Annotated in this window: 16 protein-coding genes; 4 read left to right on the forward strand and 12 right to left on the reverse strand. The window is 62.0% G+C overall.

Going from position 1 to position 14652, the window contains the following annotated elements; genetic code table 11:
* Positions 1-32 precede the first annotated feature (32 nt).
* Entirely contained in the window at positions 33-1109 is a 1077-nt protein-coding gene (locus AC0IW7_RS15640) for a 3-deoxy-7-phosphoheptulonate synthase (protein WP_471819222.1), read from the forward strand.
* A gap of 59 nt (positions 1110-1168) precedes the next feature.
* Here AC0IW7_RS15640 and AC0IW7_RS15645 read toward each other — a convergent pair whose 3' ends face one another.
* Positions 1169-1438: a GNAT family N-acetyltransferase gene (locus AC0IW7_RS15645; RefSeq protein ID WP_122450458.1), complete on the reverse strand. Its 270-nt coding sequence runs from the start codon at positions 1436-1438 to the stop codon at positions 1169-1171.
* Positions 1439-1457: 19 nt separating this feature from the next.
* Positions 1458-2723, reverse strand: a complete 1266-nt coding sequence (locus AC0IW7_RS15650) for a hypothetical protein (RefSeq protein WP_471819224.1) — start codon at positions 2721-2723, stop codon at positions 1458-1460.
* A 449-nt stretch (positions 2724-3172) separates the two neighbouring features.
* On the opposite strand from AC0IW7_RS15650, the gene AC0IW7_RS15655 reads away from it, so the two are divergent.
* Positions 3173-3424, forward strand: a complete 252-nt coding sequence (locus tag AC0IW7_RS15655; RefSeq protein WP_122450457.1) for an Lpp/OprI family alanine-zipper lipoprotein — start codon at positions 3173-3175, stop codon at positions 3422-3424.
* Positions 3425-3729: 305 nt separating this feature from the next.
* On the opposite strand, the gene AC0IW7_RS15660 is transcribed toward AC0IW7_RS15655, so the two are convergent.
* The 3 genes from AC0IW7_RS15660 to AC0IW7_RS15670 form a co-directional block, all read right to left on the reverse strand.
* Complete coding sequence (locus AC0IW7_RS15660; protein ID WP_122495172.1) at positions 3730-4689, reverse strand: L,D-transpeptidase family protein; 960 nt, start codon at positions 4687-4689, stop codon at positions 3730-3732.
* Between the two features lie 75 nt (positions 4690-4764).
* Positions 4765-5046 (reverse strand): hypothetical protein, encoded by a 282-nt coding sequence (locus AC0IW7_RS15665; RefSeq protein WP_122450455.1) that lies wholly within the window; start codon positions 5044-5046, stop codon positions 4765-4767.
* Between the two features lie 134 nt (positions 5047-5180).
* A complete protein-coding gene (locus tag AC0IW7_RS15670; protein ID WP_471819227.1) occupies positions 5181-5786 on the reverse strand; it encodes an arylesterase in 606 nt (201 codons plus the stop codon).
* 10 nt (positions 5787-5796) lie between these two features.
* On the opposite strand from AC0IW7_RS15670, the gene AC0IW7_RS15675 reads away from it, so the two are divergent.
* Positions 5797-6480 (forward strand): ABC transporter ATP-binding protein, encoded by a 684-nt coding sequence (locus AC0IW7_RS15675; protein ID WP_471819228.1) that lies wholly within the window; start codon positions 5797-5799, stop codon positions 6478-6480.
* Positions 6480-8984 carry an ABC transporter permease gene (locus AC0IW7_RS15680; RefSeq protein WP_471819230.1) on the forward strand — a complete coding sequence of 835 codons (2505 nt, stop codon included), beginning with the start codon at positions 6480-6482 and terminating at the stop codon, positions 8982-8984. The genes AC0IW7_RS15675 and AC0IW7_RS15680 overlap by 1 nt, the downstream gene beginning before the upstream one ends.
* Positions 8985-9034: 50 nt before the next feature.
* On the opposite strand, the gene greB is transcribed toward AC0IW7_RS15680, so the two are convergent.
* The 7 genes from greB to AC0IW7_RS15715 all read right to left on the reverse strand — a co-directional run bounded on the left by greB (position 9035) and on the right by AC0IW7_RS15715 (position 14630).
* Complete coding sequence (gene greB, locus AC0IW7_RS15685; protein WP_471819232.1) at positions 9035-9514, reverse strand: transcription elongation factor GreB; 480 nt, start codon at positions 9512-9514, stop codon at positions 9035-9037.
* 70 nt (positions 9515-9584) lie between these two features.
* Positions 9585-9863: a DUF971 domain-containing protein gene (locus AC0IW7_RS15690; RefSeq protein WP_471819234.1), complete on the reverse strand. Its 279-nt coding sequence runs from the start codon at positions 9861-9863 to the stop codon at positions 9585-9587.
* On the reverse strand, positions 9863-10828 hold the full coding sequence (locus AC0IW7_RS15695) for a HEAT repeat domain-containing protein (protein ID WP_471819264.1): 966 nt from the start codon (positions 10826-10828) through the stop codon (positions 9863-9865). The genes AC0IW7_RS15690 and AC0IW7_RS15695 overlap by 1 nt, the downstream gene beginning before the upstream one ends.
* A gap of 5 nt (positions 10829-10833) precedes the next feature.
* Complete coding sequence (locus AC0IW7_RS15700) at positions 10834-11688, reverse strand: ABC transporter ATP-binding protein (protein WP_471819236.1); 855 nt, start codon at positions 11686-11688, stop codon at positions 10834-10836.
* Positions 11688-12464: an ABC transporter permease gene (locus AC0IW7_RS15705; RefSeq protein ID WP_471819266.1), complete on the reverse strand. Its 777-nt coding sequence runs from the start codon at positions 12462-12464 to the stop codon at positions 11688-11690. Before AC0IW7_RS15705 ends, AC0IW7_RS15700 begins: the two co-directional genes overlap by 1 nt.
* 143 nt (positions 12465-12607) lie before the next feature.
* A complete protein-coding gene (locus AC0IW7_RS15710; RefSeq protein WP_471819237.1) occupies positions 12608-14017 on the reverse strand; it encodes an ABC transporter substrate-binding protein in 1410 nt (469 codons plus the stop codon).
* A gap of 367 nt (positions 14018-14384) precedes the next feature.
* Entirely contained in the window at positions 14385-14630 is a 246-nt protein-coding gene (locus AC0IW7_RS15715; RefSeq protein WP_108096737.1) for a 4Fe-4S dicluster domain-containing protein, read from the reverse strand.
* Positions 14631-14652: the final 22 nt, after the last annotated feature.

The raw sequence follows: 14652 nt of genomic DNA on the forward strand, positions 1-14652 counted from the left end.
CCTGACTGACGACCTGACCAACGAGTAGCACGATGGCTGATTTACCGATCGATGACCTTAACGTCGCCTCCAACGACACCCTCATCACCCCCGACCAGCTCAAGCGTGATATTCCGCTGACTGAAGCCGCCCTGCACACCGTGGTGCAAGGCCGTCAGGTGATCCGCAATATTCTCGACGGCAAGGACCACCGCCTGTTCGTGGTGGTGGGCCCTTGCTCGATTCACGACATCAAAGCTGCCCATGAGTATGCCGAGCGCCTGAAAGTGCTGGCCGCCGAGGTGTCGGACACGCTCTATCTGGTGATGCGCGTGTATTTCGAAAAGCCGCGCACCACCGTCGGCTGGAAAGGCTTGATCAACGATCCGTATCTGGACGACTCCTTCAAGATTCAGGACGGTCTGCATATCGGTCGCCAACTGCTGCTCGACTTGGCTGAAATGGGCTTGCCCACCGCCACCGAAGCGCTTGACCCGATTTCCCCGCAATACCTGCAAGACCTGATCAGCTGGTCGGCCATTGGCGCGCGCACCACCGAATCGCAAACCCACCGCGAAATGGCGTCGGGCTTGTCGTCGGCAGTCGGCTTCAAGAACGGCACGGACGGCGGTTTGACGGTCGCCATCAACGCGCTGCAATCGGTTTCCAGCCCTCACCGTTTCCTCGGTATCAACCAGGAAGGCGGCGTGTCCATCGTCACCACCAAAGGCAACGCCTACGGTCACGTGGTGCTGCGCGGCGGCAACGGCAAGCCGAACTACGATTCGGTGAGCGTGGCCGTTTGTGAGCAGGAACTGACCAAAGCCGGCATTCGCCCGAACATCATGGTCGACTGCAGCCACGCCAACTCCAACAAAGACCCGGCGCTGCAACCGCTGGTGATGGAAAACGTTGCCAACCAGATTCTGGAAGGTAACCAGTCGATTGTTGGCCTGATGGTGGAAAGTCATTTGGGTTGGGGTAATCAGTCGATCCCCAAAGACCTCAATGCGTTGAAGTACGGCGTGTCGATCACCGACGCCTGCATTGACTGGGACACCACCGAGAAAACCCTGCTGGGTATGCACAGCAAACTCAAAAGCGTATTGCCCAAGCGTCAACGCGGCTGATTCAAACCGCGCACACAAAAACGCCGGGCTCAGCCCGGCGTTTTTTTTAACTGCAGAAATCAGTGCCGATTGCGCCGTTCCATGTAGCGCTCTACGTACGAGCACGATGGAATCACGGTGTACCCCATGCGTTCGGCATATTCCAACGCGCGCTCGGTTAATGCCGCAGCAATGCCACGGCCACGTAACGAGTTGGGCACAAACGTGCGGTAGATATCGAGCGTCTGCTTACCCAGATCCATATAGGCAAGGTAAGCACGATCACCATCCACGGTGGTCTCGAATTGATGACCTGCCTGGTCATGGTTGATAGACAGCGCCTCGCTCATCACAACTCCTCAGCGGGTCTTAGAACATGACCCTTACCTTATCGATCTTATCCAAGCGCAGAAACATCTCCGCCGACCCCGAGCCAAATTGGACACTGAGGTAGGCTTTGCCGTTCTCCACTTTGCGCAGCACACCCTGATAATAAGTACCTTCGTGGGTAATGAACTGCAAACGCTTGCCAGCGTAATCGGGCAGGCTGGCGACACTCACAAACTCATATTGCTGCGTCGTGGCATTTGACTCAACTTTTTCTGCGACGATCATTTCATTGGGCAATGGCTCTTTGCGCGCGCCCGGGTCGAACCAGGTGAAACTCACCGGCGAGACCGCTTGCTGATTCACCAACAGCGCCGGGTGCAACATGCCCACCACGTCATTGGCTTCGAAGAACTGTAGGCCATCCCAGCTCACCCCGGCGTTCGGATTAAGTTCCAGCCGCAACGATTGTGGGTCTTTCAGATAACGGCCATAGGCTTCAAGCACCGACGGGGCCAGCGCCACACGTTGGCTGCGCATCACCTTGTCGAACTGTTCCACCGCCGTCTTCAGGTACACCTCACTGGTCTGCCCCATCTTGCCGGCGCAGTATTCCAGCACTTTGCGCTGGTACTGGTTGTCATTGATTTCCATGGCTACCAACGACAACTCCGGCGGATGCACACGCATGTCGCCCGGGTTATCCGACATATTGGCCAAGGCCAGCGTCAGCTTCACTTCGGCCATGTCGCGCGTGTCGGCGGTCATGGAAAAGTGCACGGTCTTTCGTGCCGGCTCAAAGCGATACGAGAACTCCGCATCGCTTTCAAAGGTGCGATAGCCCATGTCCAACAGTTCGGTGGTGCCAATGAAGCGAACCTTGCCGCAGCTCACTTCACTCATCGCCGTAAACAGGCTGCGCTCAGACGGCGCGTCGTAAAGCTGCTGCATAAACGGGCCATGAACATCGAGCGCCAGGCCTTTAAGGTTGACTGCCATTTGTTCCGGAAACTTACCCTCGGCCAGGCTTTCCTTGAAGCGCAACAGTTCACCCAGGCCATTGAACTTCAATTGCGCATGCTGAACCCGAACACTGTCGCCCATCATGGGCACACGTACAGTAAGGTTTTCCAACCCTACGCGGCCATCGAACGATGAGGTAATGCCGCCGTAAGTGATATCCATAAAAGGCGATAACTGCGCGATCGCATCGTTCATGATCGAACGCACCGATAGCCACAGCGACAGCTTGATTAATACGGCAAGGGCAATTACCGAAAGCAAACCCCATTTAACGATTCTGGCCACGCTGACGTCCTTTATGTCACGACACGCACGATGCTGTAGGTCTTGTGCGGCGCAGCTTAACAGGCCGGCAAAGTGCCAGCTACTGCTGAAAATGGGCGCTGCGACACGCTGCTTAAAAGACGCTAAACCACACTTCAAACGAAGCGTTTGTTGGTCCGCTAGTTGCGGCAAAAAGAAGGCGCTGGGTGCGCAAAAGTGTGGCGACGACAATAACCGTCAGCGCTGCGTTTTACCTGTCGTAAATGCGCACGTCGCAGCCGCAACTGGATACTTTTCATCCAGCACTATTACGGCTTGCTTACATAGCACTCAATTTCACCAAAAAAAGTAGGGCGCTGGCGTTACGTCCGTTTACTTACTACAAGTAATGAGTAGTATGTAGACCGGCCAATTACCTCGAGCTCGGGGTAATTCGCTTTATGGAAAAAATGCACCTTAAGGGGAACACAATGAACAACGTTCTGAAACTTTCCGCTCTGGCTCTGGCTGCCGTTCTGGCAACCGGCTGCAGCAGCACCACCAAAGAAACCGAAGCTCGTCTGACCGCTACCGAAGACGCTGCTGCTCGCGCTCAAGCTCGTGCTGACGAAGCCTACCGCAAAGCTGACGAAGCTCTGGCTGCTGCTCAGAAAGCTCAGCAAACTGCTGACGAAGCTAACGAGCGTGCTGCTCGTATGCTGGAAAAAGCAAGCCGCAAGTAATTGCGCTAAGAACCGAGCCCTATGGCTCGGTTTTTTTTCGCGTGTAAAAAAGCGATCGGCTGCGCGTCGGCGGGGCTGCGTTGAAAATCACTTTTCAATGCTCATTGGCTACAGCCAACTGCGCTTGAAAAGCGCTTTTCGCCTTGCCCCGCTCTAGCTCGCTCGATCTGGAGCGGCGTGATGGCTGAGAGGGGAAAATCAAAAGCTCGCGGCTAAAGCCGCTCCTACAGCTTTTGATTTTCCTACACGCAACAAAAAGCCCGCTGCGGGGTTAACCGGCAGCGGGCTTTTTGTTGTGTGGCGGCTTACTGCACAACTGCCGCCGTGTTCGGCACTACCGAACCCGGCGTGGCGATTTCCACGGGCAGGCCGTCTTCGGCAGCAACCACGTCGCGCACCACTTCCCAGTCCAGACTCACGCTGTTGGTGAGGTCTTCGCGCTTGAGCAGGGCGTTGATCACGGCGGTGTGTTTATCCACCACGGACGGGTTGCCGTTGTCGTCCAGCGGCGTGTGCGCTTCCAGGTAGACCTTGCCGTTGCTCACGCCGAATTTGTACGGGTCGTTGAGGATGCGCACTTTGGTACCCACCGGCACCAGCTTCGCCAGCTCCAACACGTTGTTGTTGAGCATGCGGAAGCAACCGTGGCTGACGCGCATGCCAATGCCAAATTTCTTGTTCGAACCGTGAATCAGGTAACCCGGCAGGCCGAGGTTGAATTTGAACGGACCGAGCGGGTTGTCCGGACCTGGCGGCACCACGCTCGGCAACGGATCACCGTCGGCGGCGTGTTCAGCGCGAATCGAGGCCGGTGGGTACCACGCCGGGTTGGCGGTTTTGGCGGTAATGGTGGTGACGTTGATCGGCGAACCCCAGCCTTCACGGCCAATGCCCAACGGATAGGTGTGCACCACGTTCTGCCCTTTCGGGAAGTAATACAGGCGGTACTCCGCCAGGTTGATCACGATGCCTTCGCGCGGGCCAGGTGGCAGCACGAAGCGCGTCGGCAAAATAATTTGCGTGCCCACGCCCGGCAACCATGGGTCAACGCCCGGGTTGGCGGCGACCATCTCCAGGTAGCCCAGATCATTCGCCACACCGATATCGGCGAAGGTGTCTTCGTACTTGGCGGTGATGACTTGAACCTGGCCAATGATGTCTTCGCCCGGTGGCGGCAGCGGAAATTCCAACGCTGCGGCAGGGCCGACCGCGAACAGCGCGGCGAGTGACAGGGAACGGGCGACTGCAGGAGCGCGCGACAACATCCGGTGATCCTTGGCTGAATAGCGAGTGAGAAAAGAACGCGATTGTACACGCGCTCACGGGCGGCCGGGAGTGGCCTAAACGCCCGGCCAGCGTGGGCGGTCGCCGTCACGCTGGGCCTGGAGCGTGGCGTAGCACGCCGTGCACAGGCGCTTGTCGCGCAGCAGCGGTTTTTCCAGATTCACCCATTTGGGCTGGGCCGGCAGCAAACCGCCGCACAAGGTGCGGTCGGCATGGCCGCTCAATTCGAGCTGGCGAGCCACCAGGTGCACACGCACTTCACGGCACGCGAACAGGTCGAGCTGCTCGTCGGGTTCGATCAGTTGGTAAGCGTGTAAAGACCAAGCGGGGCGCGGCATTGAAGGCTCCTGGAGACGGCGCCACCTTAGCCGAAAGGTGGCGCATAAAAAAGCCTTCTCAGCAGACCTTTTAAAACGTTTCGTCCATCAGCCGCGTCCGAAGAACGACGGCGAAAACAGCCAAGCGTATCGCCCTACAACAACGGCTTCAGCGCCGGCCAGGCGTTGTCGAGCAACTTCGATTGCGCACCCGCAGCCGGGTGAATGCCATCGGCCTGCATCAGCTCCGGCACACCGCCCACGCCTTCCAGGAAGAACGGCACCAACGGCACCTGCTTCTGCGCCGCCACTTCAGTGAATGTTGCGGCGAAGGCCTTGTTGTAGCGCTCACCATAATTGGGCGGCAGGCGCATGCCGAGCAGCAGCACCTTGGCCCCGGTCTTCTGGGCCTGGTCCACCATCGCCGCAAGGTTCTGTTGCAATTGGCCCGGCGGCTGGCCACGCAGCCCGTCATTACCGCCCAACTCGATCACCACCACGTCCGGCTTATGCTCGGCGAGCAGCGCCGGCAGCCGCGCGAGGCCGCCTGCGCTGGTGTCGCCGCTGATGGAGGCATTGACCACGTTGCCGTCGAACCCATCGGTGCGCAGGCGTTTTTGTAACAAGTTGACCCAGCCCTGACTGGTTTCCAGGCCCAAACCGGCGCTGATACTATCGCCGACGACCAGCACCGTGCTTGCCACCGCCCCTTGTGCCCAAAGCATTACCACCAGGGCACTCGTTACCCACCATGTACGCATTGGAATCTCCATGACTGCGAGCATTCTTACTGCGCGGAACCTTAGCAAAGTGGTTCCTAGCGCGGAAGGCGATTTGACCATCCTGCACGACCTCTCCCTCGACCTGCTGCGCGGCGACAGCCTCGCCATCGTCGGCACGTCCGGTTCGGGGAAATCCACCTTACTCGGTTTGCTGGCGGGCCTCGACCTGCCCAGCAGCGGCGAAATCATCCTTGCCGGCCACACCCTCAATACCCTCGACGAAGACAAACGCGCTCGCGTGCGCGCCGAGCATGTGGGCTTTGTGTTCCAGTCATTTCAGCTGCTCGACAGCCTTAATGCGCTGGAAAACGTAATGCTGCCGCTGGAGCTTGAGGGCCGCCGTGATGCCCGCGAGCGTGCCCGCGACTTGCTTGAGCGCGTGGGCCTGGGCAAACGCCTGACCCACACGCCGCGCCAGCTGTCCGGCGGCGAGCAACAGCGCGTGGCCATCGCCCGCGCCTTTGCCGCCGAACCCGCCGTGCTGTTCGCCGACGAGCCCACCGGCAACCTCGACACCCACACCGGCGAGCACATCAGCGACCTGCTGTTCGAAATCAACCAGGAACGCGGCGCCACCTTGGTGCTGGTGACCCACGACGAACGCCTGGCCCAGCGCTGCCATCGCCGCATTCGCCTGGAAGCCGGGCACATCGTGCAGACAGCGGAGGCGTGATGACGCGCCTACCCTTCTCCCGCCTGCTCAACCTCGCCGCCCGCCAGCTCCGTCGCGACACGCGTGCGGGCGAATTGCGCGTGTTGTTTTTCGCCTTGGTGATTGCCGTGGCAGCCAGCACCGCCATCGGCTTTTTCAGCGCACGCCTGAACGCTGCCATGCAACTACGCGCCACCGAGTTTCTCGGCGCCGACATGCTGCTCACCGGCAGCTCGCCCGCCACACAGGCGCAACTCGACGCCGGCCTGCAAGCGCAGTTGCAACACGCGCAGTTGGTGGAGTTCTCCAGCGTAATCGCCGCCGACACAGGCATTCAGCTAGCCAGCGTCAAAGCCGTAAGCAGCAGCTACCCGTTGCGCGGCCAGTTGAAAAGCGCACCCGCGCCCTACGGCGAAGAAACCACCGGCGGCGGCCCGGCGCCTGGTGAAGCCTGGGTCGAAGCGCGGCTGCTGGTGGCGCTGAACGTGAAGGTGGGCGACAGCGTGGATGTGGGCGCGAAAACCTTGCGCCTGAGCCGCGTGCTCACCTACGAACCCGACCGCGCCGGCGACTTCTACAGCCTCACGCCGCGCCTGCTGATGAACATGGACGACCTGGCCGCCACGGGCGTGGTTCAGCCCGGCAGCCGCGTGCGCTACGCCGAACTGTGGACCGGCAGCGCTGAAAACCTCGAGCAGTACCGCCAGGCGTTGAAACCGATGCTTGCGCCTAACCAGAAAATTGAAGGCGCGCGCGACGGCAACCGCCAGGTCGGCGGCGCGCTGGGCCGTGCCGAGCGCTACCTGAACTTGTCCAGCCTGGCTGCCGTGTTGCTGGCCGGCGTTGCCGTGGCCTTGTGCGCGGCGCGGTTTGCCGCCAAACGCTTCGACGCCAGCGCCCTACTGCGCTGCCTGGGCTTGTCGCGCCGCGAAGCGCTCACCGTGTTCACCTTGCAGTTAGCTATGCTCGGGCTGCTGGCTGCCGGCTTCGGCGCGCTGCTCGGCTGGTTGGGCCAATTGGGCTTGTTTCATCTGCTTGGCGGCTTGTTGCCGGCCACCGTGCCCAGCGGCGGCTTTATGCCCGCTGTTGCCGGCATCGCCACCGGTTTGGTTGCTCTCGCCGGCTTTGCGCTGCCGCCATTGGCAGCGCTGGGCCGCGTGCCGCCGCTGCGGGTATTGCGCCGCGACCTGATGCCCGTGCCGCCTAGCTCCTGGCTGGTCTACGGCGCCGCGCTGGGCGCGCTGACCTTGATTATGTGGCGCCTGAGCCTCGACCTGCCGCTAACCCTCGCCCTGCTGGGCGGCGGCCTGGTGGCGGCGTTAGTGCTCGGCGGTGCGCTGGTGTTGGGCCTGCAAGGCTTGCGTCGCCTGCTGGCTCGCGCGCCCTTGCCGATGCGTTTGGGGCTTGGCCAACTGCTGCGCCACCCGTTGGCCGCTGCCGGGCAGTCGCTGGCCTTCGGCTTGATTCTGCTGTCCATGGCGCTGATCGCGTTGCTGCGCGGCGAGCTGCTGGATAACTGGCAGCAGCAATTGCCCAAAGACGCCCCCAACTATTTCGCCCTCAACGTGCTGCCCGGCGACAAAGACGCCTTCGCCGCGCACCTGGCGAAGCTCTCACCCCACCCTGCTCCGCTGTATCCGGTGGTGCCGGGTCGCCTGATCGCTATCAACGGCCAGCCGGTTAAACAAGTGGTGAGCAAAGACTCCACTGGTGACCGCGCCGTGCGCCGCGACCTGAGCCTGACCTGGGCCGCCGACATGCCGGTCAGCAACACGCTGGTGGCTGGGAGCTGGTGGGGCGCTGAGCCGAAAGCCGACGTACCGGGCGTGTCGATTGAAAGCAAGTTGGCCGAAAGCCTGAAAGTGAAACTCGGTGACCGCCTGAGCTTCAGCGTGGGTGGCCTCAACCGCGATGCGCAAGTCACCAGCCTGCGCGAAGTCGACTGGGACACCTTCCAGCCCAACTTCTACATGATCTTCGAACCCGGCACGCTGCAGGACTTGCCCGTGACCTACCTCACCAGCTTCTACCTGCCGCCGCAGCAAGAGCAGGCGCTGGTAGAACTGTCGCGGGCGTTTCCGGCGGTGACCTTGCTGCAGATCGAAGCCATTCTGGCGCAGCTGCGCAGCATCCTCGCCCAGGTGACGCTGGCGGTGGAGTACGTGCTGTTGTTTGTGCTGGCGGCCGGGCTCACCGTGCTGTTCGCCGGCTTGCAGGCCACCCTGGACGAGCGCATCCGCCAAGGCGCCCTGCTGCGCGCGCTGGGTGCCGAGCGCAAGGTGCTGCAACGGGCGCGGCTGGCGGAGTTTGGCGTGCTGGGGATTGCCAGCGGCTTGCTGGCGGCGCTGGGCAGCGAAGTGGTGAGTTTTCTGCTCTACCGCTTCGCCTTCGACATGGCCTGGGCGCCGCATTGGTGGTTGCTGATACTGCCGCTGATCGGCGCCCTGCTGGTCGGCACTGCTGGTGTGATCGGCACCCGCCGCGCCTTGAATGCCAGCCCGTTGACGGTGTTGCGCGAGGGTTGATTAAAGGTCAACAGCATCGCGGCTAATCGGAATGCCGCGATGCTTTTTAATCAAGCCGGCTTCACGTACTCGATCACATTCACCCACCACCACTTCTCGCCTTCCGGCGTCTGCACCATAAACTCGTCGCCCACTTCCTTTTTCAGCAGGGCGCGGGCCATGGGGGAGTCGATGGAGATGTAGTCGTTGCGGCCATGAATTTCGTCGTAGCCAACGATGCGAAACCGCTTGGTCTCGCCTTCGTCATTTTCAATTTCTACCCACGCGCCAAAGAACACGCGGCCTTCCTGTTCGGGCGAATAGGCGACCACGCGCATGTCTTCCAAACGCTTGCGCAAATAACGCACGCGGCGGTCGATTTCGCGCAGCAGTTTCTTGTTGTACTGGTAGTCGGCGTTTTCGCTGCGGTCGCCAAGCGAGGCCGCCCAGGTGACTTTTTGCGTGGTGTCCGGCCGTTTCACGCGCCAGAGATAATCCAGCTCTTGCTTGAGCGCTTCATGGCCTTCGGTGGTGATGATTGGCGTGCTCACGCTGCGGTACTTCCCAAAACCTCGAAGCGCCGGATGTTAACGCGTCAATCGCGTCGCGCCAAAGCCGCCGTCATGCTAATCCACGCAGATAGTCCCACGGATAAATGCCGCGCTCGTGCCCGTCGCTGAACACCAGCTGCACGCCATAGCCCTGCGGATGAATACCGGTCAGTTGCACGCTTTCGTCAACCAGCGCGATGCGCCCGCCCAGCCGCGCGGCCTTGCAGCCGGAACACGGGCAGGCGCCGCGCAACTGCGCGTGGCTCAATTCAACAGCAACGCCGGCCGTCCACTCGATCAGCAACTGCCGTTCTTGCCGGCGATTGCGCAAGGCCACGGGCGCGTCCATTACCCCTGCACCTGAAGCTGGGCGATGGCGATGCGTACGGCTTTGCGCACTTCCGGATCGCTGTCGTGCTCGGCGGCTTGCAACCCGGGCAGTGCTGCGCTGTCGGCCAGCTCGCCCAACGCCAGCGCGGCTTCTTTACGCAAGTTGCTGATGGAATGGCCCAGCACCTCGACCAGCGCCGCCAAGGCCCCGGCAAAGCGCAATTTCCCCAAGGCTCGCGCCGCACGCAGGCGCACTTGCCAGTAGTCGTCTTGCAAGGCGGCGATCAGGCTTGGGCCGGCATCCGTGGCGCCGACTTTGCCGAGCGTGGTGGCCGCCTCTTCGCGCACTTGCCACGCCGGATCGACCAGCGCTGCCTGCAACGCCGGCAGCACGCTGGCATCGGTAGCCAGACCGAGGGCGCCGGTGGCGGCGCGGCGCACTTCAGCGTCCGGGTCGCCGCTGGCCAGGCGCGCCAGCTCGGGCAACGCGCTGTGCTGCTTGAGCCAACCCAGAATGCCCACCGCCTCGCGGCGCACAAAAGCATCGCCGTCGTTCAGCGCCAACACGGCGGCCGGCGCGCTCTCCGGCAGGCGCAGCTCGCGCAACGCACGCAAGGCGCTGGCGCGCACAAACGCATCGCCATGGGCGGCCCACGGCAGCACCACGCGACCGGCCTCGAGGGTTTTCAGCTCGCTCAAGCTTTGCGCCGCCGCGCCGCGCACCGCTTCGTCGGCATCGGCCAGCGCGGCGCACAAGGCGTTTACCACCTCGTCTTCTTCCCAGGCTTCGAGCAAACGCGCGGCTTCGCTGCGCACCTCGGCGGCGCTGTCGCTGGCCAAGGCGCGGGTCAGCCACGGCAGGCCGTCCGGGTCTTCGAGGTCGGCCAACTCGATCAGGGCGATGCGGCGCACGCCCGCATCGCTGCTGTCCAGGCGCGGTTGCAGGGCCAGAATGTCGGGGTTGTCGGTGTGCAGTTCAGTCAGATCAGTCATAGGGCTATTCGCAGAGGCGGATGATCGCTGGGCAAACCCAGCGGGGTAAGCCGAGGCAACTCGCGCCCTTCTTCGTGGCGCAGCAGTTCCAGGCAGTGACGTTTGAGGTGGGTGAAGGCCGGACTGGTCAGCAGCTCGGCGCGGCGCGGGCGGGAAAAGTCCACGCGCAGGTCTTCGATAAAACGGCCGGGACGCGGGCTCATCACCAGAATGCGATCGGCCAGAAACAGCGCCTCGTCGATGTCATGGGTGACGAACACCACGGTGGTGCGGATGCGTCCCCAGATGTCCAGCAGCAGTTCCTGCATCCGCCCACGGGTTTGCGCGTCGAGGGCGCCGAAGGGTTCGTCCATCAGCAACAGGCGCGGCCGATTGATCAGTACCCGGGCGATTTCGGCCCGTTGTTGCATGCCGCCGGAAAGCTGATTGGGCCAGCGGCTGGCGAAATCCTGCAGGCCGACCACGCGCAGAAAATCCTGCGCTTGCTGGCGGCGCGCGGTCTTGTTCAGGCCCTGCATCTTCAAGCCGAAGGCGACGTTATCGAGCACGCTGCGCCAGGGCAGCAGGGTGTGGTGCTGGAACACCATGCCGCGCGCCGGCGACGGGCCATCGACCACCTCGCCATCCACGCGCAGCAAGCCAGCGCTGGGCTGCAAGTGCCCCGCCAGCGCGCCGAGCAAGGTCGATTTACCGCAACCCGACGGCCCGAGAATGCACACAAACTCGCCCGCCGCGACGCTGAAATCCAAGCTTTGCACCGCCTCGAACGCCTGCGCGCCCTGCCCCAGGCGAATGGTCAGGCGCTCGACATCGATGCGCCCGGCCGCCAGAAAATGTTCGTGACTGGTCATCAATTGTTCCCCCGATACCACGGCGTCACCCGCGCGCCCAGGCGTTTAACCAGGGCGCTGCTGCCCATGCCCAGCACGCCGATCAGCAGCATGCCGACAATGATGTCCGGGTAGTTTTGGATGGTGTAGGACTCCCACGTGTAGTAGCCGATGCCGAACTGCCCGGAGATCATTTCCGCCGTCACCAGGCAGAACCACGAGGTGCCCATGCCGATGGCCAAGCCGGTGACGATGCTCGGCGCCGCGCCCGGCAACACCACCTCACGCAAAATGGCCCAACGTCCCGCGCCCAGGCTGCGCGCCGAGGCGATCAGGCGCGGGTCAACGCCTTCAACGCCATGCACCGTATTGAGCAGCACCGGGAACAGCGCGCCGGTGAAGGTGATAAACACCATCGACAGCTCGGACGAAGGAAACATCAGAATCGCCAGGGGAATCCAAGCCACTGCCGGAATCGGCCGCAGCACTTCCAGCGGTGGCAACAGCGTGTCTTGCGCCCATTTCCAGCGGCCGATGGCCACGCCCAGCAGCACGCCGAACAACGCGGCCGCCAGGTAACCGGCGAATACCCGCATCAGGCTGCTCGACAAGTGCGCCCACAGCTTGCTGCTTTCCACCAACGCCACGGCGGCCTGCGCCACGGCGCTTGGGGTGGGCACGTAGGTGAACGTCAGCAGGCCCAAGTCCAGATGATGGCTGGCGGCCAGGTGCCAGAACAACAGGCAGGCGGCCAATGAGGTTAGGCGTAGGGGCCAGCGGTAAAGGGTGGAACGGATCACTGCGTACTCCTACAAAATTCTGGATTCCGGCCTTCGCCGGAATGACGGTGGTTGGATGAAATGACGCCGTCATCCCCGCGTAGGCGGCGGTCGGACGTTCCGGGATCCAGGGGTTCACGCCTTGCGCGGTCTCGGCGAACTCAAAGCCCCGCCACGGACGGTTGGTTAACGCTGGCAAAATCCAGCGCCGTGCCGCCGTTGGCGCTGGCATACGCAACCGCCTGATCCTTCAACAAAAACGCGTTCACCTCGCCCTTGTCGTTGCGCACAAACCAGGCCTGGCTGGCGAGCAGCTTGATGCCGCTGTCGGCTGCCTGGGCGTAGATGGCGCGAATGTCTTTGCCTTCTTTTTCCAAGCTGGCCAGTGCCTTCAGCGCTTCTTCCGGCGAGCTGTAGTGGCGCACTTTGTCTTCGCCGCGCACCCAGATTTGCGCCAGGCGTTTGAAGTCGGTGATCGGTTTGCCGGTGATCGCGTCGTTGGCCTTGAGCGGCGCCGGCGAATAGTTGGTCAGCGCTTTGTCGTAGTCCTGGCCGGACTGTTTGAAGGCCGCGCGGATGTACTGGTCGTCGACGAACTTGTCGACATCCAGGCCCTTATCGGTCTTCTTCAGCAGCTTGAGCGTGTCGATCGCCGTGGCCACCGCTTTGCGGTATTCCGGCTTCCAGGTCAAATCGCGCGTCTGCAAACCGAGCGGGCCGTGGAACAGGTAATTCACCTCGGCTTCAACGCCAGTGACCTTCTCGATCAGCTCGCTGTATTTCTCCGGCTCGGCGGCAATCAGTTGGTCCGCCTCCAGGCTGGCGCGCAGGTAGGCGGTGACGATTTCCGGGTACTGCTTGGCGTAATCCGCTGCCACCAAGGCGCCATGGAAGGTCGGCGCATTGGCTTGCGAGCCGTCGTAAATTTTTCGTGCAAAGCCGCGGTTAGGGAACAACTCGGCGAACGGCACGAAGTCGGCGTGGGCTTCGATGCGGTTGCTGCGCAGGGCCGAACCGGCGATTTCCGGGGCCTGGGCGATGATCTTCACGTCTTTCTCCGGGTCCCAGCCCTGAGCCGCGACAGCGCGCAACAACATGCCGTGGGCGGTGGAGGCGAACGGCACGGAAATGGTCTTTCCCTTCAACTGCGCCAACGACTGCACACTGGATGAAGCCGGCACCACAATGCCGTTACCGCTGCCCGTAGTGCTGCCGGACAACACGCTGATAAACAGGCTCTGCTTGCCGGCATCGCGGAACGCCACGCCATTGAACGAGCCGGGGAAGTCGGCCATGGCGCCGAAATCCAACTTGCCGGCCACCATCTCATTGGTCAGCGGCGCGCCGCTGGTGAAGTTCTTCCACTGCACGTCATAGGTGGCGTCTTTGTACTTGCCGTCGTGGGGCAGGTATTTGTCCAGCAGGCCCAACTCCCGAATCAGCAGGCCGCCGGTGGCGCAGTTGATGGTGGTGTCCTGGGTGCCGATGGCGATACGGATTTTCTCCGCGTGGGCCTGGGTGGAAGCCAGGCCGATGGCCAGCGCGAGGCCGGCTAGAGTGCGTAAGTGCATGGGTGTTTCCCCTCGAATCGTTGGTTGTTTTATGTCGTCTCCGCCACGGTTTTGGTGGTGGGAAACGAGGGGGTTTTGCGGGCAAGGCGTCCGGGGGTCCGGATGGCAATTTCTAAACTTTTTCCGCCGTCGTCTGAGTTTTCACCGTCGGCTGACTTCTCACCGTCATCCTCGCGAACGCGGCGGTCCGACGATTCGGGATCCAGGCTCTCCGATTAAGCCGAAATTCTGGATCCCCGCTTTCGCGAGGATGACGGAGGTTGGTTTTAGGTTTTTGCGTTTAACCGAACCTCGGACTCAACACGTGCGTCCCTTCAAAAGCATCGAGGCTAAAGCCTCTCCTACAGGGACGGTGGCGGCGTCGGGATCACCTCAACAAATACGGAATCTCAACCTTCACCGCCCCGGTCGGGCAGTCTTTCTCGCAAGGCATGCAGTACCAGCATTCGTCGAAGGCCATGTAGGCCTTTTGCGTGGCCGGGTTGATGGCCAGCAGGTCCATGGGGCAGACCTCGACGCAGACGGTGCAGCCTTTTTCGGCGATGCATTTGTCTTCGTCGATGGTCACCGGCGCGTTGCTGCGGAAGAAAATTTCCTGGGGCTGATAGGCCATGACACGGTGTCCTCGGAGCCTC

The organism is Pseudomonas sp. AC229 (assembly GCF_979254655.1).